Below are 25143 nucleotides of genomic sequence, written 5' to 3' on the forward strand. Positions count from 1 at the left end.
GCTACTGCGTGAGGTACGCCGGGGCGCTCACGGGCAGGATAAATCGGAATTCGGCGCCGCCACCGGGGCCGCGGCCGACCGTGATGGTGCCGCCGTGCGCCTCCACGATGCCCTTGACGATGTAAAGGCCCAGGCCGGTGCCGCCGCGCTTGCTCCCCCGCCAGAAGCGGGTGAAGACGCGGCCCATCGACTCCTCGGGGATCCCGGGGCCTTCGTCGGTCACGGTGACGGCGGTTCCCTTCTCATGCGGCGACAGGTCGATGGTGACCGTTCCCTCGCCGTGGCGCACCGCATTTTCGAGGAGGTTGCCGAGGATCTGGTCGATCTTGTCCGGATCGGCCCACAGGTCGGGGAGCGGGCGGCTCACCCGTACGAGGAACCGCTCGGGGGCCTGGCCGTTCGCGGTGAGCGCCTGGACGTGGCGGCCGACGGCGGTGGCGATGTCGACCGGCTGGCGGCGCACCTCCAGGCGGCCGGAGTCGATGCGGGAGATGTCGAGGAGCTCGGCGATGAGGCGGGTGACGCGGTTGGCGTCGGCGTCGACGGTCTCCAGCATCAGCCGCTTCTGGTCGTCGGTGAACCGCTCCCACTTGGCGAGCAGGGTCGCGGTGAACCCCTTGACGGAGGTGAGCGGGGAGCGCAGCTCGTGGGCGACGGTGGCGATCAGCTCGGCGTGGCTGCGCTCGGTGCGGCGGCGGGCCTCGGTGCCGCGCAGGGTGACGACGAGGCGGCGCAGCGGGCCCGTGGGGTGGGTGCGGACGTACCGGGCGGAGACCAGCACCTCGCGCCCGCCGGGGAGCAGGAGGTTGCGCTCGGGCTGGCCGCGGCGGGTGGCGAGGCCGCCGTACGGATCGGTCAGCGCCCACCAGCGGCGGCCTTCGAGGTCCTCCAGCGGCAGCGCCCGGCCGATGGGCGCGCCGAGGGCCTGCCGGGGGTCGGTGGCGGTCATCCGGGCGGCGGCCCGGTTGAAGCAGATGACCCGCCCGGTGGCGTCGGCGACGACGAGCCCGTCGGGCAGCTCGTCGGGATCGATCCCGAACCCCTCGCCCGCGTACGCCGGGGCGGCCGTGGCGCCTTCGGACTGCGGGAACACACCGGTGCGGACCTTGGGGGCGTGGCCCCGCCCGCCCGACACCGCCTGCGGCGGTACCGCGGGCAGTCCGTCGCGCGCGTCCGCGTGGGGCGGGGCGGCGGGCTGCGTGGCCGCGGAGCCCTGCCCGTGCGCCCGGGCCTGCGGGAACCACGCCTCGGCCGCGTCAGCGGCCCCCGCGGCGCCGGGTGAGCTGTTCGTACCGACGGTCATGTCCCCGTACCCCACATCTCCGAGTAGCGCAGTGGGCCCCCCGGGCCGCCACATTACTAGCTGGGGGTCACGGAGCGGCACCCTCCGGGCGCCCGCTGTGCACGCGCGGAGGCATAGAGGCACACGGCGGCCGCCGTCGCGAGGTTCAGGCTCTCGGCCTTGCCGTGGATCGGGACCCGTACGACGGCGTCCGCGAGGGCCCGGGTCTCCTCCGGCAGACCCCACGCCTCGTTGCCGAAGACCCAGGCCGAGGGGGTTCCCATGGTGCCCGCGTCCAGCTCGGCGTCGAGGTCGTCCTCGCCCGCCCCGTCGGCCGCGAGGATCCGTACGCCCGCCGCCCGCAGGCCCTCGACGGCCTTCTCCACGGGGACGCCGACCGCCACGGGGAGGTGGAAGAGGGAGCCGACGGAGGCGCGTACGGACTTGGGGTTGTAGGGGTCCACGGAGGCGTCGGTCAGTACCACCGCGTCTGCGCCGGCGGCGTCCGCGCAGCGCAGCACCGTGCCGGCGTTGCCCGGGTCACGGACGTGCGCGAGGACGGCGACGAGCTTCGGCCGGGCCGCCAGGATGTCCTCGAAGGGCGAGTCCAGGAAGTGGCAGACGCCGACGAGGCCCTGCGGGGTGACGGTCTGCGACACCTCGGCGAGCACCTCGTCGGAGGCGTAGTGCACGCGGGCGCCCGCGCTCAGGGCCGCGTCGACGATCTCGGAGTGGCGCTCGGCGGCCTCGACGGTCGCGAACAGCTCGATCAGGGTCGACGCACCCTCCGGGCCGCGGTGCAGGGCGGCCTCGCGGACCGCCTGCGGGCCCTCGGCGATGAACCGGCGCTCCTTGGTGCGGAAGTTCCGCCGCGCCAGTCGCCTGGCGGCGGCCACCCGCGGGGATCGGGGGGAGATCAGCTCGGCGGGGGTGCGCATCGTCTCAGGGTTCTCTCTCGCGCGGGGCGCGGGGTCGCGGGGGGGGTGTGCCCCTCCGGTGCGGGGCGAACGCACACGGACCCGCAGGCAATCGCCTGCGGGTCCGTGGGTGCCGACTGCTTCACGCGGCCGGCAAAGCCTTACGCAGCAGCCTTGGGGGCGTTGACGTCGGCCGGGAGGGCCTTCTGCGCGACCTCGACCAGCGCGGCGAACGCGTTGGCGTCGTTGACGGCCAGCTCGGCGAGGATCTTGCGGTCCACCTCGATGTTGGCGGCCTTCAGACCCTGGATGAGGCGGTTGTACGTCATGCCGTTCTGGCGGGCAGCGGCGTTGATGCGCTGGATCCACAGCTGACGGAAGTCGCCCTTGCGCTTCTTGCGGTCGTTGAAGTTGTAGACCAGCGAGTGGGTGACCTGCTCCTTGGCCTTGCGGTACAGGCGCGAACGCTGACCGCGGTAGCCGGAGGCCGCCTCGAGGATTGCCCGGCGCTTCTTGTGGGCGTTTACTGCCCGCTTGACGCGTGCCACTTTTTAACTCCTTGTAGCGGGGCCGTGGGTGTCTTCACACGGCCCGAATTCGATGGGGTCCCGGTCTTGACGTCACCGCTCCCGGCAGGGGAGCGGAGGACGTCACTTGCCGAGAAGCTTCTTGATCTTCGCGGCGTCGCCGGGGGCCATCTCCGCGGTGCCGGTCAGGCGGCGGGTGACACGGGACGACTTGTGCTCGAGCAGGTGGCGCTTGCCGGCGCGCTCACGGAGCACCTTGCCGGAGCCGGTGATCTTGAAGCGCTTCTTGGAACCGCTGTGCGTCTTGTTCTTCGGCATAGCGCCGTTATCTCCTCGTCGGTGGCGCTCCCACCGGTCCGGTACCGGACCGGTTCGTGGGAGCGTCATGTTGTATCGGTGATCCGAGACGGGCTGCCCCGGAATCAGGCCTCGGTGTTCGGCTCCTGGGCGGGCGCCTCGTCGGCGACAGCCTCGGTGGCCTCGACCTCGGTGACTGCATCCTCGGCGGTCTCCTCGGAAGGAGCCTCGTCGGAAGGAGCCTCGTCGCCGGTGAGGGCGACACCCTGGCGCTCGGCCTTGCGGGCGGCCTGCGCCTCGCGGGCTTCGGCCATCGCCTCGGTCTTCTTCTTGTGCGGACCGAGGACCATGATCATGTTTCGGCCGTCCTGCTTCGGGTTCGACTCGATGAACCCGAGGTCCTCGACGTCCGAAGCGAGACGCTGCAGCAGTCGGTAGCCGAGTTCCGGCCGGGACTGCTCGCGACCACGGAACATGATCGTGATCTTGACCTTGTCGCCCTGCTTGAGGAACCGAACGACGTGACCCTTCTTGGTGTCATAGTCGTGCGGGTCGATCTTCGGCCGGAGCTTCATTTCCTTGATGACCGTGTGCGCCTGGTTCTTGCGCGCCTCACGGGCCTTCATGGCCGACTCGTACTTGAACTTGCCGTAGTCCATGAGCTTGCAGACCGGCGGGCGTGCGGACGCCGCGACCTCGACCAGGTCGAGGTCGTACTCCTGCGCGAGCTCAAGCGCCTTGGCAAGCGGCACGATGCCGACCTGCTCGCCGCTGGGACCGACAAGCCGTACCTCGGGAACGCGAATCCGGTCGTTGATGCGGGGCTCGGTGCTGATGGATCCTCCTCGGTAGCACCAGACGGCTGCCTGGCAGACAGCCGCTGACGTGTATTTCCGTCAGACCGACCGCAGCGGGGAGAATGAAAAAAGCCCCGCCGGGCACAGGCAGGGGCTCCAAAACGACCGGAGCACCGCCACGTGCGAACCGTGGGGCGCAGACTCGGGCAGCTTTCCATCGTCCGTACGGAACGATGGATGCCGCCTGACCGGTGACCCGCCTCCCGTGAGGGTGGTCGGGTGGGAGATCGGAGCCTCCACTTGTGGGCCGGGGACATACGTCTCCGGCCGGTCGTGACCCAATATAGCATTCCGCGCCAGGGCCGCTCACCCGGCGCTCCGGTCGGGGGCACCCGCCGACCGGCTTATCGTGTGAAGCATGACTGACGCGACCCTCCCCGCCGACCCCGCTGCCGACGCCGCCCCCGATTACGACGCCATGACCCGCGACATCGCGGACGTCCCCGCGGTCGAGGTGATCACCACGGTGGCCGTGCACCTGCTGAGCGCCGCGGCGGTCAACCTGGGCCTGGACAAGCCCGATTCCGAGCACAAGGACCTCGACGAGGCCCGCAAGCTGATCACGGCCCTGGCCGGCCTGGTCACCGCGAGCGCCACCGAGATCAGCTCCTTCCACGCCGCCCCGCTGCGCGACGGCCTGAAGTCGCTCCAGCTCGCCTTCCGCGAGGCCTCGATCGTCCCGGACGAGCCGGGCCAGGGGCCGGGCGAGAAGTACACCGGCCCGGTCTTCGGCTGATCGCGCCCCACCCCCGGCACCACGACGGCCGGTGCGCCCCCGCGAAGGGGCGCACCGGCCCTCTCACGTGCGGGCCTCGTCCGCGGATCCGGCCGTGGTCAGCGGCTGAACAACGCCTCGCCGGGCGGGGCCGGGGCGTCCGCGGGCAGCAGCGCCAGGTCCAGCCCGCGCACCAGCCGGCCCCGCAGCGTCGCGTCCGCCGCCAGGGCCTCGGCGACCCGGCGGGCCGCCGAAGCCGCCGCGGCCTGGCCGTCCGCGGCCGGCACGATCGCGAGGGTGCCGTCGGAGTCCGCGGAGCCCGGGCCCAGGTAGGCGCGCAGGACGGTCGGCTCCGCCGCCACGACGGCCCGTACGGCCTCGCGTACGGCCGGATCGGCGAGCGGGTCCGCGTCCGTGCGGCCCTCGGCCAGCGCGAGCAGCGCGGAGCCGGTCAGCTGGTAGGTGACCGGGCCGGCCAGGTCCAGCACCACGGTGTCGGCCTTCTCGTGCGCGGCGGCCGCCAGGGCCTGGTGCAGCGGGACCGCCACCGGCCGGGCAGCCGGGTCCCAGAGCGCGAGCGAGGCGATGGAGGTGAAGGCGGGCAGCGCCCGCCGGTCGCCCGCCCGCAGCGTCGGGACGGCCATGTCGCTGGTCTTCTCGCGCTTCAGGCCCGTCTCGGGGTCCGTCTCCACCTCGCCGAGGACGGCGACGACCGGGACCAGCAGGCGGGCGTCCTTCAGGGCCGCCAGCACCTGCGGTTCGTTCGACCGGTCCGCGGCCCACGCGGCCAGGGCCGCGCTCAGCCGGGGGTCGGCCGAGCCGTCGTCGTCGGAGAAGCCCGGGTCGGGAATGTTCTTGTTCGCCATGTTCGCCACAGTTACCCGACCCTACTGTGCCGTGAGCGGTGGACGGCCACGGGTGCCCCGCCGCGGGCGCCTGGCCAGTACGGCGGCCAGCGCGAGCAGCACCGCCCCGGCGGCCGCGGCCTCGGGGGCGCCCAGCCGGGCGTCCCGCTCGCGCGGGCGGGCCGGGTCGGGGCCGGGGCCGAAGTACGGGCGCCCGGCCGCGGCGGGCGCGGGGACCGGCGCCTGCGGCCTCATCGCCTCCGCGATCTGGAGGGCGGCGACGGGGTCCGCCATCCCGTGGCCGCGGGCGTCGTCGCGGCCGCCGGCCGGGCTGTCGGAGGCGGTGTCCTCCAGCAGCTTCTTGACCTGGGCCGGAGACAGGTCCGGGTGGGCGGCCTTGACGAGGGCCGCGGCGCCGGAGACGAAGGCGGCCGCGGCGCTGGTGCCCCAGCCCTCGTAGTACGAGCGGTCGGGGTCGGCGATGACGACGTCGACGCCGGGGGCGCTGACGGTGGCGTACCAGTTGCGGGTGGAGAACTTGGCCTTCCTGCCGCGGCGGTCGACGGCCGTGACGGCTATCACCCCCGGGTAGGCGGCCGGGTAGGAGACGCGGTCGCCGCTCTCGCCGCCGTTGCCCGCGGAGGCGACGACGATCACGCCCTTGGCGAGCGCGTACTGGACGGCCTCGTCCTCCCCCGCCTCGTGGTGGGCGGAGTCGCTGTCGTCGCCGAGGGACAGGTTGATCACGTCGGCGCCGTTGTCGGCGGCCCAGCGGATGCCGTCGGCGAGGGCGCCGCCCTTGCTGTCGCGGGCCTGGGCGCGGCCCGGGTCGCCCTCCTCCAGGATCACCCGGACCGGCAGGATCTTGGCCTGCGGGGCGATGCCGAGGACGCCTTGGCCGTGACCGGGGCCGTGACCGTGCCCGGCGATGATGCTCGCCATGGCGGTGCCGTGCCGGGCCCAGGACCGGTCGCCGCGGCCGGCGCCCATGCCGATGAGGTCGGTGCCGCCGAGGACCTGGCCTGCGAGGTCGGGGTGGGAGTCGTCCACGCCGGTGTCGAGGACGGCGACGGTGACGCCGTCGCCGCGGGTGGTGCCCCAGGCCTCTTCGGCGCGCAGGGCCAGGAGGCCCCACTGGCGGTCGCGGATGTTGTCGGCGGCGGCCGGGGAGGCGGTGGCCGCCGTGAGGACGGCGGCGAAGGCCAGGGTGGCGGCGGCGCGGGTGACGGCGGCCCGGACCCGTCGGGGCGTCATCGGGCCTCCGGGGCGGGGGTGGCGGGCGGGGCGGCGAGGAGGGCCAGCCCGTCTCCGATGCGGTCGGCGACGGCCTTGGCCTCGTGGCCGAGGCCTGACTGGGCGACGGCTCCCGTGGCGTCCTTCCTCATCACGTCCTCCGCCGGGCGGGGCGCGTCCAGGAGCCGGCCGTCGGCGAAGGCGGAGACCGTGTAGACGACGGCGGGGACCTGGCCCTGTACGGACGCGGTCCAGGCGGCGCGCTGGGTGTCGGCGAATCCGTACGCGGGCGGAGCGGTGAACCGGCCGGTCAGGGCCTTCATCGCGGGGGCGTCGGCGGGTGTGAAGACCACGCCGACGGTGACGAGGAAGCTGCGGGTGGCATCCGTGTAGGTGGCGCGCAGTACGCGGGTGCAGCCGGTGGCGGCCAGCAGGCGCTGCCAGTCGGGTGCGAGCGCGGCGGGGCAGTCGGCGTCCGGGGCGAGCGCGATGCGGGTCCAGGTGCGGTTCGAGCCGCCGGGACCGGCGGTGGGGCCGGAGAGGACGGGCGGGAAGAGGGCGTCCACGGGAGCGGACCGCCACAGGGACTCGGCCTTGCGGTAGGCGGCGCCGGCGGGCAAGGGGCGGTGCGCGGCGCGGTGTTCGAGCCAGGTGTCGGCTCCGGCGCCGCCGAGGAGGCCGATGCCGAGCAGGGCGCAGAGCGCGGCGGCCAGGACCCGTCCGGGGCGGCGGGTCGGTGCGGGCGAGGGCGGCTCGGCGGGGGTCGGGGGCGGATCGGGCTCGCCCAGGACCGCGGTCCGCGGTGTCGACGTGGTCATCCGGCGGCTCCGCCCCCCGTTCCGTACGGCTGCCTGCCCGTACTCTACGGGGTCGCCGGGCAGGGACCCGGCGGTCCCCCGCGGGGGCTCGGCGGGATACGGGGCCAAGGGGAGCCCCCGTGCCCTACCCATCGGTAGAGACGTCTGGCAAGCTCCCGCCATGAACTCCGCCGCCGCCGATCGCGCCCGGTACGACCGGGCGACCGCGCACCTGGACGCGCCGCTGGCCATCGTGGATCTCGACGCGTTCGACGCCAATGCCGACGACCTCGTGCGCAGGGCGGGCGGGAAGCCGGTGCGCGTCGCCAGCAAGTCCGTCCGCTGCCGTGCGCTCCTCGAACGGGTCCTGGCCCGGCCCGGGTTCGCCGGGATCATGTCGTACACGCTCGCCGAGTCGCTGTGGCTGGCCCGGTCCGGGTTCGAGGACGTGCTGCTCGCCTATCCGTCCGCCGACCGGGCCGCGTTCGCCGAGCTGGCCGCCGATCCCAAGCTGGCCGCCGCGGTCACCGTCATGGTGGACGATCTCGCGCAGCTCGACCTCATCGAGCGGTCGCGGGACGGTGGCGCCGAGGAGGTCCGGGTCTGTCTGGAGCTGGACACCGCCCTGCACCTGCTGGGCGGGAGGGTGCGGGTCGGGGCGCGGAGGTCACCTCTGCGGGAGCCCGGTGAGCTGGCCGAGCTGGCCCGTGCGGTCTCCGCCCGGCGCGGGTTCCGGGTGGTCGGGCTGATGGCGTACGAGGGGCACGTCGCCGGGGTCGGGGACGCGTTGGCGGGCCGACCGCTGCGGTCCCGCGCCATCCGGTTCATGCAGAGCGCGGCGCGCAGGGAGCTGGCGGCACGTCGGGCCGAGGTGGTGCGGGCCGTGCGCGCGGTGGTGCCCGGCCTGGAGTTCGTCAACGGGGGCGGGACCGGCAGCGTGCAGCAGACGGCCTCGGAGGACGCGGTGACGGAGATCGCCGCCGGTTCGGGGCTGTACGTGCCCCGGCTGTTCGACAACTACACCTCGTTCAGCGGGCGTCCGGCCGCGCTCTTCGCGCAGCCGGTCGTGCGCAGGCCCGGTGTGGGTGTGGTGACCGTGCTGGGCGGCGGGTATCCCGCCTCCGGTGCGCCCGGCGCGGACCGGCTGCCGGTCCCGTACCTGCCGGAGGGCCTGCGCTACGACCCGCAGGAGGGCGCGGGCGAGGTGCAGACCCCGCTGCTCGGCAGCCCGGCCGACGATCTGCTGATCGGCGACCGGGTGTGGTTCCGGCATGCGAAGGCGGGCGAACTGTGCGAGCGGTTCGACACCTTGCACCTGGTGGAGGGCGACCGGGTGACGGCCACCGCCCCGACGTACCGGGGCGAGGGCCGCACGTTCCTCTAGTAGACCGAGTCCGTCTGGTCCGGGATGACGCTCGTGTCACCCCGCAGGACCGGGCCCTTGGTGCCGTCGCGGTCGACGTACCCCGTCGTGGCGCACGGGTAGGGTCCGGTCTTCTGCTTCTTGGGCTCGATGAACATCGGGTTCACGATCCACCGGCCGTCGCTGTTGTCGTACGCCCGGCACATCAGCTCGTTCTTGTTGCGGTTCACGACGAGGCGCAGGGCGGTCGCGTCGCGCAGGAACGAGACGTCGGTGTCGGAGTCGCCCGCGGCGAACACCTGGCGGCGGGCGGCCGGCTGGACCTTCTCGGCCGCCGCGCCGCGCACGCCGAAGATCTCCTTGTTGATCCAGCAGCGCTTGCCGTCGATGTACGTGATCATCGTGTCGGCGCCGTCCCCGACGGATCCGCAGCCCTGGAGGTGGGGGGTGAACTTCCCGCCGTGCGTGGTGGTGTTGCGGATGCCGATGACGTGCTGCGCGTCGATGCCCACGCCCTCGGCCCACACCTCGACGACCGGCTGCGGCGAGGCCGAGCTGATCCAGACGTCGAAGCCGGCCTTCCGCAGGGCGGCGATCAGGTCCTTCTGCTGGTCGTAGTATCGGACCCAGCCGGTGGCGGTGCCGCTGCCGACCTGCTGCGTGGTGCCCATGGGCGCGGCGAGGTTCTCGGTGCGGGCGGCGGCGGCGAAGCCGCGGATCTCGCGGGCGGTCCAGCCCTGCATCAGCTGGGGGAGCCAGGCGTAGGCGGGTTCGGTCGTACGGCGGTCCCAGCCTCCGAAGGCGGCGGCGCCGGCCTTGGTCGCGGCGGTGCCGTAGACGGCGTTGATCTCGTCGGCGCAGCGGGTGCCTTCGGGTGTTCCGGTCGGCAGCGGGGCGCCGGGGCGGGCGAGCGTGCCGCAGGCGTCGGCCAGCGCGGTGGCGGCGGCGGGTGTGAGGTGGCGGCTGGTGGTGGACCAGTCCCCGCGGGCGGGCTGGCGGATCTTGCCGTTGCGCAGCAGCCAGAACATGGTGGCGTCGCCGACGTCGTTCTTGACGACGGTGTTGTCCCAGTCGAAGACGGCGACGGGCTTGGTCCGGCTCGGCCGGTACGGGTTGCAGCTGCCGTACCGGTCGATGAGCTGCTGGAGGCGGGCCTGGTTGTCCCCGTACCAGCCGGACCCGACGGCCGGCCGGGGGCAGGGGGTCTGGCCCGCCTGGGCCGGCGGTGCCAGGAGGAGTCCGGAGCCGGTGACCGCCATGAGGGCGAGGGGGGCCGCCCACTTTCTCTGCATGCTGCTCCTCGGGGTGAATGGGAAAGGGGACAGCCGGGCGCCTCGCGGCGCCCGGCTGGTGGGGCTGTGGACGGGGAGGGCCTACAGGGGGGTGACGTAGGCGCCCGAGATGCCGCCGTCGACGAGGAAGTCGGTGGCGTTGATGAAGGAGGAGTCGTCGCTGGCGAGGAAGGCGACGGCGGCGGCGATCTCGGTGGGCTCGGCGAAGCGGCCCAGCGGGATGTGCACGAGGCGGCGGGCGGCGCGCTCCGGGTCCTTGGCGAAGAGCTCCTGGAGGAGCGGGGTGTTGACCGGGCCCGGGCACAGGGCGTTGACGCGGATGCCCTCGCGGGCGAACTGGACGCCGAGTTCGCGGGACATGGCCAGCACGCCGCCCTTGGAGGCGGTGTAGGAGATCTGCGAGGTGGCGGCGCCCATGATGGCCACGAAGGAGGCGGTGTTGATGATCGAGCCGCGGCCCTGGCGCTGCATGTAGGGGAGGGCGGCCTTGCAGCAGAGGTAGACGGAGGTGAGGTTGACGTCCTGGACGCGCTTCCAGGCCTCCAGACCGGTGGTGAGGATGGAGTCGTCGTCCGGGGGCGAGATGCCCGCGTTGTTGAAGGCGATGTCGACGGAGCCGTAGGTGTCGAAGGCGGTCTTGAACAGGGCCTCGACCTCCTCGGGGCTGGTGACGTCGACCTTCACGAAGGTGCCGCCGACCTCCTCCGCCGCGGCCTTGCCGGCCGTCTCGTCGATGTCGCCGCAGACGATGTTGGCGCCCTCGGAGGCCAGGCGGCGGGCGGTGGCGAGGCCGATGCCGCTGCCGGCTCCGGTGATGACGGCGGTGCGGCCGACCAGCCGACGGCAGATGATCTCTTCAGTGGTCTGACTGGACATGGTTTTCAGGCCTCCGTGCTGATGAAGACGTTCTTGGTCTCGGTGAAAGCGGTGAGGGCGTCGGGTCCGAGCTCGCGGCCGAGGCCGGACTGCTTGTAGCCGCCGAAGGGGGTCCAGTAGCGGACGCTGCTGTGGGAGTTGACGGACAGGTTGCCGGCGGCGACGGCGCGCGAGACGCGCAGCGCGCGGCCGATGTCGCGGGTCCAGAGGGAGCCGGAGAGGCCGTACTCGGTCGCGTTGGCCAGGCGGACGGCGTCCTCCTCGTCCTCGAAGGGCAGGACGACGGCGACCGGGCCGAAGACCTCCTCGGCGGCCACGGGCGCCGTGGGGGCGACGTCCGTGACGAGGGTCGGCGGGTACCAGAAGCCGGGTCCGTCGGGGGCGGTGCCGCGGATCGCGGTGAGGTCGTCGGTGACGTAGGACCGTACGCGCTCCAGCTGCGGCCGGGAGATCAGCGGGCCCATCTGGGTCTTCTCGTCGGAGGGGTCGCCGACCACCACCGATTCGATGCCGGGGGCGACCAGCTCCAGGAAGCGGTCGTACGCGGAGCGCTGTACGAGGATCCGGGTGCGGGCGCAGCAGTCCTGGCCGGTGTTGTCGAGGAAGGCCATGGGGGCGGCGGCCGCGGCGGCTTCGAGGTCCGCGTCCGCGAAGACGATGTTCGGGCTCTTGCCTCCGAGTTCGAGGGTGACGCGCTTCACCCGGTCGGCGCACTTGGCCATGATCTGCTTGCCGACGCGGGTGGAGCCGGTAAAGACGATCTTCGCGACGCCGGGGTGCTCGACGAGCGCGTCGCCCGCGACCGCCCCGTGGCCGGGGAGCACCTGGAAGAGGTGTTCGGGGATCCCGGCTTCGAGGGCGAGTTCGGCGAGGCGCAGCGCGGTCAGCGGTGTGGTCTCGGCGGGCTTGAGGATGACGGCGTTGCCCGCGGCGAGGGCCGGTGCCAGGCCCCAGGCTGCGATCGGCATGGGGAAGTTCCAGGGGGCGATCACGCCGATGACGCCGAGGGGTTCGAGGAAGGTGACGTCGATGCCCCCGGCGACGGGGATCTGGCGGCCGGAGAGCCGTTCCACTCCCCCGGCTGCGAATTCGAGCAGGTCGCGGACGTTGCCCGCTTCCCAGCGGGCGTTGCCGACGGTGTGTCCGGCTTCGCGGACCTCCAGCTGGGCCAGTTCCTCGATGTGCCCGTCGACGACCGCGGCGAAGCGGCGCAGCAGTCTGGCGCGGTCGGCGGGTGCGGCCGCCGCCCAGCCGCGCTGGGCCGCGGCGGCTCGGGCGACGGCGGCGTCGACATCGTCCCGTGTGGCGGCCGGGACGATGGCGACGGTTTCCTCGGTGGCCGGATTCAGCACTCTCAGATCGAGTGGGGCCAGCGCATCGGACACGTGGTGCCTCTCAGACTTTCGGTGGATGGTTACAGGCGTTCGAAGGAGCGGCGCAGCTCCCAGTCCGTTACGGCGGAGTCGTAGGCGTCGAGTTCGACGCGGGCCATGTTCCGGTAGTGGGCGACCACCTCGGGGCCGAAGGCGGCCTTGGCGATCTCGCTGTTCTCCCAGAGCTCGGCGGCCTCGCGCAGGGTCGCGGGGACGTGCGCGTAGTCGGCGGTGTAGGCGTTCCCGCCGCAGGCCTCGGGCAGTTCCAGGCGGTTCTCGATGCCGTAGAGCCCGGCCGCGACCAGGCCGGCGACGGCGAGGTACGGGTTGACGTCACCGCCGGGGAGGCGGTTCTCGAAGCGCATGGAGCGGCCGTGGCCGACGACCCGCAGGGCGCAGGTCCGGTTGTCCACGCCCCAGGCGACGGCGGTCGGTGCGAAGGATCCCGGCCGGAAACGCTTGTACGAATTGATGTTCGGGGCGTAGAGAAGGGAGAAGTCGCGCAGTGCGGCGAGCTGGCCGGCCAGGAAGTGTCGCATCACCGGTGACATTCCGCCTGGTCCGTCCCCGGCCATCGCGTTGCGTCCGTCGGCGTCGCCCAGCGAGAGGTGGATATGGCAGGAGTTGCCCTCCCGTTCGTCGTACTTGGCCATGAAGGTGAGCGAGACGCCCTCCTGCGCGGCGATCTCCTTGGCCCCGGTCTTGTACACGGAGTGCTGGTCGCAGGTGGTGAGCGCCTCGTCGTAGCGGAAGGCGATCTCGTGCTGGCCGAGGTTGCACTCCCCCTTCGCCGACTCGACGATCAAGCCCGCGGCCTGCATCTCGTTGCGGATGCGGCGCAGCAGGGGTTCGATGCGCCCGGTCCCGAGGACGGAGTAGTCGATGTTGTACTGGTTGGCGGGGGTCAGGCCGCGGTAGCCCGCGTTCCAGGCCTGCTCGTAGGTGTCCTGGAAGACCATGAACTCCAGCTCGGTGCCGACCATCGCGGTGTAGCCGTGCTCGGCGAGGCGCTCCAGCTGGCGGCGCAGGATCTGCCGGGGCGCCGCGACGACCGGCGACCCGTCGTTCCAGGCCAGGTCGGCGAGGATGAAGGCGCTGCCGGGGTTCCAGGGGATGCGGCGCAGGGTGGCGGGGTCGGGGTGCATGGCGAAGTCGCCGTAGCCCCGGTCCCAGGAGGACATCTCGTATCCGTCGACGGTGTTCATGTCGGTGTCGACGGCGAGGAGGTAGTTGCAGCCCTCCGTGCCGTGCGCGAGGACCTCGTCGAGGAAGAACTGTGCGGCGAACCGCTTGCCCTGGAGGCGTCCCTGCATGTCGGGGAAGGCCAGGACGACTGTGTCGATCTCACCACTGGCGACCAGGGAGCGGAGCTCCTCGATCGCGAGCGGGGGCTTGCGGTCTACCACTGGAATCTCTCCTTCGGTGAGCCGAGTGGGCCTAAGGTATTGAATAGAACCATTGCTTGGGAAGGGGATGAGCCGAGATGACCGACACGGCGAGCGAGGGCGGCGCGATCGCGCGGCTGAATCCCGTACTGCGGCAGGTGCGGGCGGGCAACGGTTTCGAGGAGGCGCTCGAACAGATCCTCCAGGTGGTCCGGCTGGGCCTGGTGCCGGGCGGCGAACGGCTTCCGCCCGAGCGCGAGTTGGCCGAGCGGATGGGGATCAGCCGGGTCACGCTGCGCGAGGTGCTGAAGGTACTGCAGGACCAGGGGCTGGTGGAGGCGCGGCGCGGGCGGTACGGCGGAACGTTCGTGCTGCCCCGGCCCGACACCCCGGCGGGCATCGTCGAGGAGGAGCTGCGCCGACGGGTCGCCGGCGTGGACATCGAGGACGCCCTGCGGTTCCGCGAGGTCCTGGAGGTGGGGGCGGCCGGCCTGTGCGCCTCCCAGGGGCTCACCGAGGAGGGCACCGAGCGGCTGCTCGCCGCCCTGACCGCCACCCACGACGCCCCGCTCGCCGACTACCGCCGCCAGGACACGCTCTTCCACCTGACCCTCTGCGAACTGGCCGGCTCCGCCACCCTGACGGCCCAGTACGCGGCGGTCCGGGCCACGGTCAACGACCTGCTGGACTGCATCCCGCTCCTGGTGCGCAACCTGGAGCACTCGCAGCAGCAGCACACCTCACTGGTGGAGTCCGTGCTGGAGCGGGACGCGGCCGGGGCGCGCGAGACGATGCGCGAGCACTGCTGCGGCACGGCGGCGCTGCTGCGGGGCTTCCTGGCCTGAACATCGGGAGGGTTTCGTAACCTCCGTTTAACGCAGAGGTCTTGCGCACTCCACTGCAATCGGGCAAAGGTACGCCCCACAACCATTGCCCTGAGGCAGGAGCGCACGATGGCCGACGACATCGAGGCACGGCTGACAGCCGTGCCCGCACCCCCCACGTCCCCCGACGGCGGCGACACGTCCGCCGACTACCTGGAACGCCGCACGCTGCGCCGCGGCAGCGCCGGCTGGCTGCTGCTCACCGGCCTGGGCGTCGCGTACGTCGTCTCCGGGGACTTCTCCGGCTGGAACGTAGGCCTCGACAAGGGCGGCTTCGGCGGCCTCGCCATCGCCACCGTCCTCATGGGCGCGATGTACGCGTGCCTGGTCTTCTCCCTGGCGGAGCTGTCCACCATCCTGCCGACGGCGGGCGGGGGTTACGGCTTCGCCCGCCGCGCGCTGGGCCCCTGGGGCGGCTTCCTCACCGGTACCGCGATCCTCATCGAGTACATCCTGGCCCCGGCGGCGATCGTCATCTTCATCGGCGACTACGTCGAGTCCCTCGGCCTCTTCGGACTCACCTCCAGCTGGCCCGTCTACCTCGGCTGCTTCGTCGTCTTCATCGGGGTCCACCTCTGGGGCGTCGGCGAAGCCCTGCGCTTCAGCCTCGTCGTGACCGCCGTCGCCGTCGCCGCACTGCTGATCTTCGCGGTGGGCGCCTTCACCGAGTTCAGCGCCGACGGCCTGAACGACATCCCGGTCGACGCCAACGCCTTCGGCTCGAACTCCTGGCTGCCGCTGGGCGTGCTGGGCATCTGGGCCGCGTTCCCCTTCGGCATGTGGTTCTTCCTGGGTGTGGAAGGCGTACCGCTGGCGGCCGAAGAGGCCAAGGACCCGGTCCGCTCCATGCCGAAGGCCCTGTCCATCTCCATGGGCATCCTCGCCCTGCTGGCGCTGATCACCTTCTTCGCGGCGACGGGCGCGCAGGGCGCGGACGCCGTCAAGTCGGCGGGCAACCCGCTGGTCGTGGCGCTGGAGGGGGACGGCGGCCCGACCGCGCTCAGCCGCTTCGTCAACTACGCGGGCCTCGCCGGGCTGGTGGCCTCGTTCTTCTCGCTCATCTACGCGGGCTCGCGCCAGCTCTTCGCCCTCTCCCGGGCCGGCTACCTGCCCCGGTTCCTCTCCCTGACCTCGAAGCGCAAGGCCCCGTACCTGGGCCTGGTCATCCCCGGCGCGATCGGCTTCGCGCTCGCCGCCGCCACGGGCGACGGCGCGCGGATGCTGAACATCGCGGTGTTCGGCGCGACCATCTCCTACGCCCTGATGGCCCTCTCGCACATGGTGCTGCGCCGCCGGGAGCCGGGCCTGGAGCGCCCGTACCGCACCCCCGGCGGAATCCTGACCTCCTCGGTGGCCTTCGTACTCGCCCTGTCGGCCCTCGTCGCCACCTTCCTGGTGGACAAGGACGCGGCATTCATCGCCCTGGCCGTGTACGCCGTCGCCCTCGCCTACTTCGCGATCTACAGTCGGCACCACCTCGTGGCCTCGGCCCCGGAGGAGGAGTTCGCGGCCTTGGCGGAAGCCGAGGCCGAGCTGGCCCGCGACTGAAATCCTGACACCGGCTCAGACCCCGACCCCTGCCTTGCCCCTGGAGGTAAAGACCGTGCCACGGCCGCTCATCGGCATCACCACCTACGTGGAGGAATCCACCCGCTACCGCGTGTGGGACCTCGATACGGCGCTCGTACCCACCGGGTACTACGAACTCGTCCAGGCGGCGGGCGGTGCGGCCGTGCTGCTCCCGCCGGACGCAACAGGGGCGGCGGCGGAGGTGCTGAGCCGGCTGGACGGCCTGGTCGTCGCGGGCGGCCCGGACATGGACCCGGCCCGCTACGGCGCCGCCCGTGACTCCCGTACGGGTCCCCCCGCGACGGTCCGCGACGAGTGGGAACTGGCCCTGATCTCGGCCGCGCTGGAGGCGGACATGCCGCTGCTCGGCATCTGCCGGGGCATGCAGGCGCTGAACGTGGCCCTGGGCGGCAGCCTGGTCCAGCACATCGACGGTCACTTCGAGACGCCGGGCACCTTCTCCTGGCACTCCGTCCGCCCGGTCCCGGGCACCCGGTACGCGGCCCTGGTACCGGAGGAGGCGGAGGTCCCGACCTACCACCACCAGGCCGTCGAACGCCTGGGCAGCGGCCTGGTGGTCTCGGCGCACGCGGTCGACGGCACGGTGGAGGCGATCGAACTCCCGGACCCGGAGCGGTGGGTGCTGGGCGTCCAGTGGCACCCGGAGCGCGACAAGGACACCCGCGTTCTGGCGTCCCTGATCGAAGCCGCCACCGCCCGCGCGGCGGCCCCGGCGCACTGAGCACCGCGCAGGGCCGAACGGTGCGGCGCCGCTCCCGGGACACCCGGCAGCGGCGCCGCACCGTTCGGCTTCGCCGGGATCGACGCGCGGCCCGCCCCTGGGGCAATACGGCTAGGCCTTGCCGCGGGTCAGCGACAGCAGGTCACGGGCCGGGCCCGCCGGCCGGGAGCCCGCCGGCCAGACCGCCCGCAGGGCCCGCCCGAGGACGGCGCCCGAAACCGGCACCTCCACCAGCCTGCGCGCCGCCAGCTCGTCCACCACCGCCAGTTCCGAGAGCACGCACGGCCCCGCGCCGCTCAGCGCCGCCGCCTTCACGGCGGTGGTCGACGCCAGTTCCAGCAGCGGCGCCGCCAGCCCCCCGCTCCCCGCCAGCGCGGCGTCCAGCACCTGCCGCGTTCCCGACCCCCGCTCCCGCAGGATCAGCGGCGCGGACGCCAGCTCGGCCACCTCCACGCCCCGCGAACGCCGCGCCCACGGGTGGCCCGGCGCGACCGCCACCACGAGGCGGTCCTGCGCGATCACCGCCGAGTCGAGCCCCTCCGCAACCGTCAGCCCCTCCACGAAGCCGAGGTCCGCCTCGTGCACGAGGACCCGCTGCGCGACCAGCGCCGAGTTCCCGGCCTGCAGCGACACCGCCGTATCCGGCCGCTGCCCGCGCAGCGCGATCAGCCACCCCGGCATCAGGTACTCCGCGATGGTCATGCTGGCGGCCACCCGCAGCCGCGAGTCGCGCCGCCCGCGCAGCGCCTGCGCGCCCGCGTCGAAGGCCTCGGCCGCCTCCACCACGCGCCGGGCCCAGTCGGTGACCAGCGCGCCTTCCGCCGTCAGCGTCGAACCCCGCGGCGAGCGGTCCACCAGGGCCACCCCCAACCGCGCCTCCATCGCCCGGATCCGGCTGCTCGCCGCGGGCTGGGTGATTCCCAGCCGCCGGGCCGCGCCGCTCAGGCTGCCGACGCGCGCGACCGCGAGCAGCAGTTCCAACGCGCCCAGGTCCGGCACCCGGTGTGCCAGCGGCACCCGCTCCTCATCACCCATAACATCAGTTTATGGCCTCATAGGAAGACACCCTCTGCCGCCCGGTGCGCCGCGGCGGCACGCTGGGCCCATGGCCACCACCATCGTGCGACCCCGCACCACCTCCACCCCCGAGACCGCTCCCCGGGCCCACAAGGCCCTGCGGCACCTCGGCCCCAACTGGTACGCCTCCGTCATGGGCACGGCGATCGTCGCCAACGCCGGCGCGACCCTCCCGTACCAGCTCCCCGGCCAGCGCGTGGTCTGCCAGATCGTCTGGGCGCTGTCCGCCGTCCTCCTCGCCGTGCTGCTCACCGCGCGCGCCGGGCACTGGATCCACCACCGCGACCAGGCCCGCGCCCACCTCCTCGACCCCGCCGTCGCCCCGTTCTACGGCTGTCTCTCGATGGCGCTGCTGGCCGTCGGCGGCGGCACCCTGATCGTCGGCAAGGACCTCATCGGGACCGGCGCCGCCGTCGCCGCGGACGCCGTGCTGTTCACCGTCGGCACCGTGATCGGCCTGGTCATGGCGGTGGCGGTGCCCTACCTGATGGTGGTCCGCCACAAGGTCGAGGCGAAGCAGGCCACCCCCGTCTTGCTGCTTCCCCTGGTCGCCCCCATGGTCTCCGCCGCGGTCGGCCCGCTGCTGATACCCCACCTGCCAGCCGGACAGCCCCGCGAGGCCCTGCTGTTCGCCTGCTACGCCATGTTCGGCATCAGCCTGTTCGCCACCCTGCTGATGCTCCCCCTGGTCTTCGGCCGGCTGATCGTCGGCGGCCCGCTCCCCCTGGCCCTCACCCCGACCCTCTTCCTGGTCCTCGGCCCCCTCGGCCAGTCCACCACCGCCGTGAACCAGCTCGCCGACATGGCACCCCGGTCGGTCGGCGCCCCCTACGCCGGTGCGCTCGGCGCCTTCGCAGTCGTCTACGGGGTCCCGGTGACGGGCTTCGCCCTGCTGTGGCTGGCCCTGGCCACGGCCATGCTGATCAGGGCCGCCCGTAACGGCATGGGCTTCGCGATGACCTGGTGGGCCCTGACCTTCCCCGTCGGCACCTGTGTCACCGGCGCCGCCGGCCTGGCCCGCCACACCGGCCTGACCGCCTTCGCCTGGCTCGCCTCGGCGCTCTTCCTGGCCCTGCTGACCGCCTGGCTCCTGGCCGCCGCCCACACCCTGCGCGGCCTGGCCGCCGGCCGCCTCCTCGCCGGCTGAGCCGGTTCTCGGCGCAGGACGTACCGGTCAGCGCGCCGCGCGCAGGGCCCCGGCCAAGGCGGCCGGGGCCTCGGCCAGCGAAGGCCCGTACCAGGTGAGGTGACGGCCGCTGACCAGCGCGGCGGGCAGCCCCGGGAACGCCTCCGGGCCGTCATCGGCGGTGAAGCGGTACGGCTCGTCCGGGAGCACCACCAGATCGCAGCCGGCCGCGGCGAGCTCCTCCACCGGGATCCGCGGATACCGCTCCCCGTGCCCGGCGTAGACGTTGCGTACGCCGAGGCGTGCCAGCAGGTCACCCGCGAAGGTGTCCCGGCCCAGCACCATCCACGGCCGCCGCCACACGGGTACGAAGGCCTGGAGCGAGCCGACCGGCTCCACCCGCGCCCACGCGTCCTCCGCGTCGGAGAGCCACCCGGGCCTCGTCAGCCCCAGTGCCCCCACCAGTACCCGGTCCAGCTCACGCAGCGCCTGGGGCAGGTCCCGGATCTCGGTGACCAGCACCTCCACCCCGGCCGCCCGCAGGGCCGCCAGGTCCGGGGCCCGGTTCTCCTCCTCGTTGGCGATCACCAGGTCGGGGCGCAGCTCGACGATCCTGCGTACGTCGGGGTTCTTCGTCCCCCCGATCCGCACCGCGCCCCCCAGGTCTGCCGGGTGGGTGCACCAGTCCGTGACACCGGCCAGCAGCCCGGGCGCGCTCTCGGCCACCGCCTCGGTCAGCGACGGCACCAGCGAGACGACCCGCCGCACGCCGCTCAATGCCCGGGGGACGGCGGCTCGGACGTCGCGTGGATGTGCTCGCCCACCGCGACGACCAGGAGCCGGGTGTCCTCGGTGACGGCCCGCCAGCGGTGGCGCACGCCGCCCGACAGGAACAGGGCGTCGCCGCTCTCCAGCCGGTAGGCGCGTCCCTCCGCCTCCACCTGGCAGGCTCCGGCGACCACGTACATCAGCTCGTCGTTGCGGTGCTGGTACTCCCGCCCGGCGTCCTGGTCCCCGGTGAACTCCAGCGCGTGCAGCTGGTGGTGCCCGCGTACGAGGGGCCGCACGCCGGGGACCGGGGTGAGCCCGGATTCGTCGCCGGCCCGTACGAGGTCCACCGTGCGCGCGGTGTCGGAGGCGGCCAGCAGTTCGACGGCCGTGGTCTCCAGCGCGTCCGCGACCCGCTCCAGGGACCGCATGCTGGGCCGGGCCCGCTCGTTCTCTATCTGGCTCAGGAACGGGACCGACAGGCCGCTGCGCGCCGACACGGCGGCAAGGGTCAGGTGGAGCGCGCGACGCCGCTTGCGCACGGCCACGCCCACTCGGAGCGGTTCCTTGCCGTCCTTGTCCTTGCCCTTGTCGTCCTTGTCGTTCATTTCGGGGCTGCCCTCCCCTTGTCCGTTGCACATCGGTGTGCTGTAAGCACCTTACGCAGCAACCGCCTCCGGTTTCGCCCGCACGGCTCTTCCCGTACCGGCCCGCTCACTGTCCGTCGCGGCCCCCGCCGGACGTGTCGGCGCGTTGCGGCATCATCGTCTGCGTGACGACACGACGCCTGATGCTCCTGGACACCGCCTCCCTCTACTACCGCGCCTACTTCGGTGTGCCGGACTCCGTGAAGGCTCCGGACGGCACTCCGGTCAACGCCGTGCGCGGACTGCTCGACTTCATCGGACGGCTGGTCCAGGACCACCGCCCGGACGACCTGGTGGCCTGCATGGACGCCGACTGGCGACCGCACTGGCGGGTGGACCTGATCCCCTCCTACAAGGCCCACCGGGTCGCACAGGAGACCGCGAGCGGCCCGGACGTGGAGGAGACCCCGGACACCCTCGCCCCGCAGGTGCCGATCATCGAGACGGCGCTCGACGCCTTCGGCATCGCCCGCGTGGGCGTCGCCGGCTACGAGGCGGACGACGTGATCGGTACGCTCACCACCCGCGCGACGGGCCCGGTGGACATCGTCACCGGCGACCGGGACCTGTACCAGCTGGTGGACGACGCCAGGCAGCGCCGCGTGCTCTACCCCCTCAAGGGCGTGGGCTCGCTCCAGGTGACGGACGAGGCGTGGCTGCGCGAGAAGTACGGGGTGGACGGCCCGGGCTACGCGGACCTGGCGCTGCTGCGCGGTGACCCGAGCGACGGCCTGCCGGGCGTCCCCGGCATCGGCGAGAAGACCGCGGCGAAGCTCCTCGACGCCTACGGGAACCTCGCCGGGATCATCGCGGCGATCGACGACCCGAAGTCGAAGCTGACCCCCACCCAGCGCAAGCGCCTGGACGAGTCCCGTCCTTATCTGGCCGTGGCCCCGAAGGTGGTGCAGGTGGCCTCCGACGTCCCGCTGCCCCCGTTCGATCCGGCCCTTCCCGCGGTCCCGGCGCAGCCGGATCTGGTCGACGCGCTAACCCATCGGTGGGGTCTGGGCGGGGCAGTGTCCCGGCTGAGCACTGCGCTCCGCCCTTGAGGTGCTAACTTAGGTAAGGCTAAGTTTCTGGGGAGTCAGGGGAGACACCGTGGCAGAAGGACGCGCCCGCAGCGTCGGCACCGCCGTCGTCGTACGCACCGAGCGGCTGACACCGCACATGGTGCGCCTCGTGCTGGGCGGGGACGGCCTGGCCGGATTCGGCGCGGGTGAGTTCACCGACCACTACATCAAGATCCTCTTCCCCCCGGAGGGCGTCACCTACCCCGCGCCGTGGGACCTCGACCGGATCCGCGCCGACTTCCCCCGGGCACAGTGGCCGCGCCAGCGCGCGTACACCGTACGGGGCTGGGACCCGGCGCACCTGGAGCTGACCCTCGACTTCGTCGTCCACGGCGACGAGGGTGTGGCCGGCCCCTGGGCCGCACGGGCGCAGCCGGGTGAGCTCGTACGCTTCCTCGGCCCGGGCGGCGCCTACGCCCCGGACCCGGCGGCCGGCTGGCACCTGCTGGTGGGCGACGAGAGCGCGCTGCCGGCGATCGCCGCGGCGATGGAGCGGATGCCGGTGGGTGCGCGGGTCCACGCCTTCGTGGAGGTCGAGGGTCCGCAGGGCCAGCAGAAGGTCGCCACCCCGGACGGGGCCGTGCCGGTCTGGCTGCACCGCGGCGACCGCCCGATCGGCGAGGCCCTGGTGGAGGCGGTCACCTCCCTGGAGTTCCCGTCCACGGACGTGCACGCCTTCGTCCACGGCGAGGCGGGCTTCGTCAAGGACCTCCGCCGCCACCTCCGCCTGGAACGCGGCATCCCGCGCGAACGCCTGTCGATCTCGGGCTACTGGCGCCTGGGCGAGACCGACGAGGGCTGGCGCGCGATCAAGCGCGACTGGAACGCCGCGGTCGAGGCCGAACAGGACCACGCCGCCGCCGCGTAGGGGCCGGGCCGTACCGGGCGGACGCACCGGCCCGATCCGGCCTCGCCGGCGGCCGCACGGGCCCCCGCGCGCGGCCACCCTCCCGGCGGGACAATGAGCGCATGCCTACGCTCCGCGCAGCCGCGGCGGCGGCCGGGGCCGCGATCCTCCTGGCCGCCCCGGCGGGGGCGGCCGCCCCCAGTCCCCCGCCCGAGCCGAAGCCCTCGATCAGCGACGAGGCGGTCGACAAGGCCGTCGCCCGCCTCGACGGGACGGTCCGGGACATGATGCGCCGCACCGGAGTCCCCGGCGTCTCGGTGGCCGTCGTCCACGACGACGCGGTCGTCCACCTGAAGGGCTTCGGGCTCCGCGAGACCGGCAAAACGGCGAAGGTCGGCCCCGACACCGTTTTCCAGATCGCCTCCCTCTCCAAGCCCGTCTCCTCCACCGTCGTGGCCGGCACCCTCACCGCCCCCGGCCAGTGGGACCGCCGCACGGCCCTGCCCGGGTTCTCCCTCAAGGACCCCTGGGTCACCGGCCACGTCACGACCGCCGACCTGTTCTCCCACCGCAGCGGCCTGCCCGACCACGCCGGCGACCTGCTCGAAGACCTCGGCTACGACCAGGCGTACATCCTCGGCCACCTGCGCCTGGAACCCCTCGGCCCCTTCCGGGCGAGCTACGAGTACACCAACTTCGGCCTCACGGCCGCTGCCGAGGCCGTCGCCCGCGCCAAGGGCGTCAGCTGGCAGAAGCTCAGCGCGGACACCCTCTTCAAGCCCGCTGGCATGACGCACACGAGCACCGAGTTCACCGCCTTCACGAACGCCCCCGACCACGCCGCCACGCACGTCAAGAACGCGGACGGCACCTGGAGCCCCCGCTTCGTCCGCGACCCCGACGCCCAGGCCCCGGCGGGCGGGGTCAGCTCCACCGCCCGTGACATGTCCCGCTGGCTGCGCCTCCAGCTCGCCGGCGGCACCCTCGACGGGAAGCGGATCGTCCCGGCCGACACCCTGTCCCGCACGCACCTCCCCGAGATCGTCTCGCAGCCGCCCGCCACCCCCACCGGCCGCACGGGCTTCTACGGCCTCGGCTGGAACGTCTCCTACGACGACGCCGCCCGGCTGCGCCTGAGCCACTCCGGAGCCTTCGAGCTCGGCGCCAACACCAACGTGACCATGCTCCCCCTGGAGCGGCTCGGCATCGTCGTCCTCACCAACGGCGCCCCCGTCGGCCTGGCCGACGCCGTCGCCCTCGACTTCTTCGACTTCGCCGAGCACGGCAAGGTCACCACCGACTGGCTGGGCCTGGCCGGCGCGCTCTACGCGCAGGCGGACGCGGCGGGCCGCTCCCCCACCGACTACGCGCACCCGCCCGCCTCCGCGCGGCCCGCCAAGGACAGCGCCGCGTACACCGGTACCTACGACAACCCCTACTACGGCAGGCTCACCGTGACCGCGGACGACGAGGGCGCGCTCACGCTGGCCCTCGGCCCGAAACCCCTGCGCTTCCCGCTCGCGCACTACGACGGGGACACCTTCAGCTTCGAGACGGCGGGCGAGAACGCGGTCGGCCGCACCGGGGTGGCCTTCGCCGACGGCACGGTCCGCGTCGAGTACCTCGATGCCGACCACCTGGGCACCTTCACCCGGCAGTAGCCGCATAGCCTGTCCCCCGATGAGACGCCGAGCCCAGCCACCCCCTTCGCCGCTCCCCCAGCGCGCCGGCATCGACCCGGTCCGGCTGCGGCTGCCTCCCGACCCCGACGAGAAGTGGCCGGACCTCGGCGGCTACCTCGCCGGGCACTACGCGGGCGGCCCCGGCGCCGAGGTCATCGCCCGCCTGCTGCACGCCGGGCGCGTGCTGGGCCCCGGCGGGCGCGTCCTGCGCGCGTCGGACCCGTACGAGCCGGGCGCCTACCTGTGGTTCCACCGGGACCTCGCTGCGGAGCCGCAGGTGCCCTTCCCGGTCCCCGTCCTGTACCGCGACCCGCACCTCCTGGTCGTGGACAAGCCGCACTTCCTGGCGACCACGCCGCGCGGCAGCCACGTCACCCAGACCGCCCTGGCCAGGCTCCGCGAGGAGCTGGACCTGCCCGCCCTCAGCCCGGCGCACCGGCTGGACCGGCTGACCGCGGGACTGGTGATGTTCAGCATCCGGCCCGAGGACCGCGGGGCGTACCAGCTCCTCTTCCAGCAGCGCCGGGTGCACAAGGAGTACGAGGCCCTCGCGGCGCTCGACCCCTCGCTCGCGTTCCCGCGCACCGTCCGCAGCCGCATCGAGAAGACCCGCGGCGTCATCGCGGCGGCCGAGGTCCCCGGGGAGCCCAACGCGGAGAGCCTCGTCGAACTGACCGCGGCCCAGGGCGGGCTGGGCCGCTACCGGCTGACCCCGCACACCGGCCGGACCCACCAGCTGCGGGTGCACATGAACGCCCTGGGCCTGCCCATTCTGGGCGACCCGGTGTATCCGCAGGTCACCGACCCCGCTCCGGACGACTACCGGCGGCCACTGCAACTCCTGGCCCGGGTACTGGAGTTCACCGACCCGGTGACCGGGGCCACCCACCGCTTCGAGAGCGCCCGCACCCTCCAGGCCTGGCACGACCGGGACGGCTGGGAGGCCGGGACGGGCGGCTAAGCGGCCTCGGG

Annotated in this window: 25 protein-coding genes; 10 read left to right on the forward strand and 15 right to left on the reverse strand. The window is 73.2% G+C overall.

Annotation, left to right across the window (positions count from 1 at the left end):
- Position 1 precedes the first annotated feature (1 nt).
- The 5 genes from OG737_RS04385 to infC form a co-directional block, all read right to left on the reverse strand.
- Positions 2 to 1303, reverse strand: a complete 1302-nt coding sequence (locus OG737_RS04385) for an ATP-binding protein (protein WP_328924812.1) — start codon at positions 1301 to 1303, stop codon at positions 2 to 4.
- Positions 1304 to 1359: 56 nt separating this feature from the next.
- Positions 1360 to 2220: an RNA methyltransferase gene (locus OG737_RS04390; RefSeq protein ID WP_328924813.1), complete on the reverse strand. Its 861-nt coding sequence runs from the start codon at positions 2218 to 2220 to the stop codon at positions 1360 to 1362.
- 140 nt (positions 2221 to 2360) lie between these two features.
- The gene (gene rplT / locus OG737_RS04395; RefSeq protein ID WP_007263143.1) at positions 2361 to 2747 is read right to left on the reverse strand and encodes a 50S ribosomal protein L20; all 387 of its coding nucleotides are present in this window, start codon (positions 2745 to 2747) and stop codon (positions 2361 to 2363) included.
- 102 nt (positions 2748 to 2849) lie between these two features.
- Complete coding sequence (gene rpmI / locus OG737_RS04400; RefSeq protein WP_030387121.1) at positions 2850 to 3044, reverse strand: 50S ribosomal protein L35; 195 nt, start codon at positions 3042 to 3044, stop codon at positions 2850 to 2852.
- 104 nt (positions 3045 to 3148) lie between these two features.
- Positions 3149 to 3859: a translation initiation factor IF-3 gene (gene infC, locus OG737_RS04405; protein WP_328930204.1), complete on the reverse strand. Its 711-nt coding sequence runs from the start codon at positions 3857 to 3859 to the stop codon at positions 3149 to 3151.
- 379 nt (positions 3860 to 4238) lie between these two features.
- On the opposite strand from infC, the gene OG737_RS04410 reads away from it, so the two are divergent.
- Positions 4239 to 4616, forward strand: a complete 378-nt coding sequence (locus tag OG737_RS04410) for a DUF1844 domain-containing protein (RefSeq protein ID WP_328924814.1) — start codon at positions 4239 to 4241, stop codon at positions 4614 to 4616.
- 98 nt (positions 4617 to 4714) lie between these two features.
- Here OG737_RS04410 and OG737_RS04415 read toward each other — a convergent pair whose 3' ends face one another.
- From OG737_RS04415 to OG737_RS04425, 3 genes are read right to left on the reverse strand one after another with little or no spacing between them, the layout of a single operon-like run.
- Positions 4715 to 5461: an SseB family protein gene (locus OG737_RS04415; protein ID WP_328924815.1), complete on the reverse strand. Its 747-nt coding sequence runs from the start codon at positions 5459 to 5461 to the stop codon at positions 4715 to 4717.
- Between the two features lie 21 nt (positions 5462 to 5482).
- Positions 5483 to 6694, reverse strand: coding sequence for a type VII secretion-associated serine protease mycosin (gene mycP / locus OG737_RS04420; RefSeq protein WP_328924816.1), 1212 nt, complete (start codon positions 6692 to 6694; stop codon positions 5483 to 5485).
- Positions 6691 to 7491, reverse strand: coding sequence for a hypothetical protein (locus OG737_RS04425; RefSeq protein ID WP_328924817.1), 801 nt, complete (start codon positions 7489 to 7491; stop codon positions 6691 to 6693). Before OG737_RS04425 ends, mycP begins: the two co-directional genes overlap by 4 nt.
- Before the next feature lie 160 nt (positions 7492 to 7651).
- On the opposite strand from OG737_RS04425, the gene OG737_RS04430 reads away from it, so the two are divergent.
- A complete protein-coding gene (locus tag OG737_RS04430; protein WP_328924818.1) occupies positions 7652 to 8854 on the forward strand; it encodes an amino acid deaminase/aldolase in 1203 nt (400 codons plus the stop codon).
- Here the strand turns inward: OG737_RS04430 and OG737_RS04435 are convergent.
- The 4 genes from OG737_RS04435 to OG737_RS04450 form a co-directional block, all read right to left on the reverse strand.
- On the reverse strand, positions 8851 to 10125 hold the full coding sequence (locus tag OG737_RS04435; RefSeq protein ID WP_328924819.1) for a haloacid dehalogenase-like hydrolase: 1275 nt from the start codon (positions 10123 to 10125) through the stop codon (positions 8851 to 8853). The genes OG737_RS04430 and OG737_RS04435 overlap by 4 nt on opposite strands.
- 81 nt (positions 10126 to 10206) lie before the next feature.
- Complete coding sequence (locus OG737_RS04440; protein WP_328924820.1) at positions 10207 to 11001, reverse strand: 3-oxoacyl-ACP reductase; 795 nt, start codon at positions 10999 to 11001, stop codon at positions 10207 to 10209.
- Between the two features lie 5 nt (positions 11002 to 11006).
- Positions 11007 to 12386 (reverse strand): aldehyde dehydrogenase family protein, encoded by a 1380-nt coding sequence (locus OG737_RS04445; RefSeq protein WP_328924821.1) that lies wholly within the window; start codon positions 12384 to 12386, stop codon positions 11007 to 11009.
- 29 nt (positions 12387 to 12415) lie between these two features.
- Entirely contained in the window at positions 12416 to 13780 is a 1365-nt protein-coding gene (locus OG737_RS04450; RefSeq protein ID WP_328924822.1) for a glutamine synthetase family protein, read from the reverse strand.
- Positions 13781 to 13857: 77 nt separating this feature from the next.
- On the opposite strand from OG737_RS04450, the gene OG737_RS04455 reads away from it, so the two are divergent.
- The 3 genes from OG737_RS04455 (at position 13858) to OG737_RS04465 (ending at position 16954) form a co-directional block, all read left to right on the forward strand.
- Positions 13858 to 14604: an FCD domain-containing protein gene (locus tag OG737_RS04455; RefSeq protein ID WP_328924823.1), complete on the forward strand. Its 747-nt coding sequence runs from the start codon at positions 13858 to 13860 to the stop codon at positions 14602 to 14604.
- Positions 14605 to 14712: 108 nt separating this feature from the next.
- A complete protein-coding gene (gene eat, locus OG737_RS04460; RefSeq protein ID WP_328924824.1) occupies positions 14713 to 16191 on the forward strand; it encodes an ethanolamine permease in 1479 nt (492 codons plus the stop codon).
- Between the two features lie 55 nt (positions 16192 to 16246).
- Positions 16247 to 16954 (forward strand): gamma-glutamyl-gamma-aminobutyrate hydrolase family protein, encoded by a 708-nt coding sequence (locus OG737_RS04465; protein WP_328924825.1) that lies wholly within the window; start codon positions 16247 to 16249, stop codon positions 16952 to 16954.
- A gap of 111 nt (positions 16955 to 17065) precedes the next feature.
- On the opposite strand, the gene OG737_RS04470 is transcribed toward OG737_RS04465, so the two are convergent.
- On the reverse strand, positions 17066 to 17989 hold the full coding sequence (locus tag OG737_RS04470; protein ID WP_328924826.1) for a LysR family transcriptional regulator: 924 nt from the start codon (positions 17987 to 17989) through the stop codon (positions 17066 to 17068).
- Between the two features lie 70 nt (positions 17990 to 18059).
- Here OG737_RS04470 and OG737_RS04475 point away from each other — a divergent pair, with 70 nt between their 5' ends.
- On the forward strand, positions 18060 to 19178 hold the full coding sequence (locus OG737_RS04475; RefSeq protein WP_328924827.1) for a TDT family transporter: 1119 nt from the start codon (positions 18060 to 18062) through the stop codon (positions 19176 to 19178).
- A 27-nt stretch (positions 19179 to 19205) separates the two neighbouring features.
- Here the strand turns inward: OG737_RS04475 and OG737_RS04480 are convergent, their stop codons facing one another.
- Both OG737_RS04480 and OG737_RS04485 read right to left on the reverse strand, forming a co-directional pair.
- Positions 19206 to 19925 (reverse strand): helical backbone metal receptor, encoded by a 720-nt coding sequence (locus tag OG737_RS04480; protein ID WP_328924828.1) that lies wholly within the window; start codon positions 19923 to 19925, stop codon positions 19206 to 19208.
- Between the two features lie 5 nt (positions 19926 to 19930).
- Positions 19931 to 20533, reverse strand: coding sequence for an XRE family transcriptional regulator (locus tag OG737_RS04485; protein WP_328924829.1), 603 nt, complete (start codon positions 20531 to 20533; stop codon positions 19931 to 19933).
- Positions 20534 to 20715: 182 nt separating this feature from the next.
- On the opposite strand from OG737_RS04485, the gene OG737_RS04490 reads away from it, so the two are divergent.
- From OG737_RS04490 to OG737_RS04505, 4 genes are all read left to right on the forward strand, one after another.
- Positions 20716 to 21621 carry a 5'-3' exonuclease gene (locus OG737_RS04490; RefSeq protein WP_328930205.1) on the forward strand — a complete coding sequence of 302 codons (906 nt, stop codon included), beginning with the start codon at positions 20716 to 20718 and terminating at the stop codon, positions 21619 to 21621.
- A gap of 49 nt (positions 21622 to 21670) precedes the next feature.
- Positions 21671 to 22510 carry a siderophore-interacting protein gene (locus OG737_RS04495; RefSeq protein WP_405921206.1) on the forward strand — a complete coding sequence of 280 codons (840 nt, stop codon included), beginning with the start codon at positions 21671 to 21673 and terminating at the stop codon, positions 22508 to 22510.
- A gap of 101 nt (positions 22511 to 22611) precedes the next feature.
- On the forward strand, positions 22612 to 24150 hold the full coding sequence (locus OG737_RS04500; RefSeq protein ID WP_405921207.1) for a serine hydrolase: 1539 nt from the start codon (positions 22612 to 22614) through the stop codon (positions 24148 to 24150).
- 19 nt (positions 24151 to 24169) lie between these two features.
- Positions 24170 to 25132 carry a pseudouridine synthase gene (locus OG737_RS04505; RefSeq protein WP_405680221.1) on the forward strand — a complete coding sequence of 321 codons (963 nt, stop codon included), beginning with the start codon at positions 24170 to 24172 and terminating at the stop codon, positions 25130 to 25132.
- The last annotated feature ends 11 nt before the right edge of the window (positions 25133 to 25143 follow it).

The organism is Streptomyces sp. NBC_00122 (assembly GCF_045160845.1).
GTDB lineage: Bacteria > Actinomycetota > Actinomycetes > Streptomycetales > Streptomycetaceae > Streptomyces.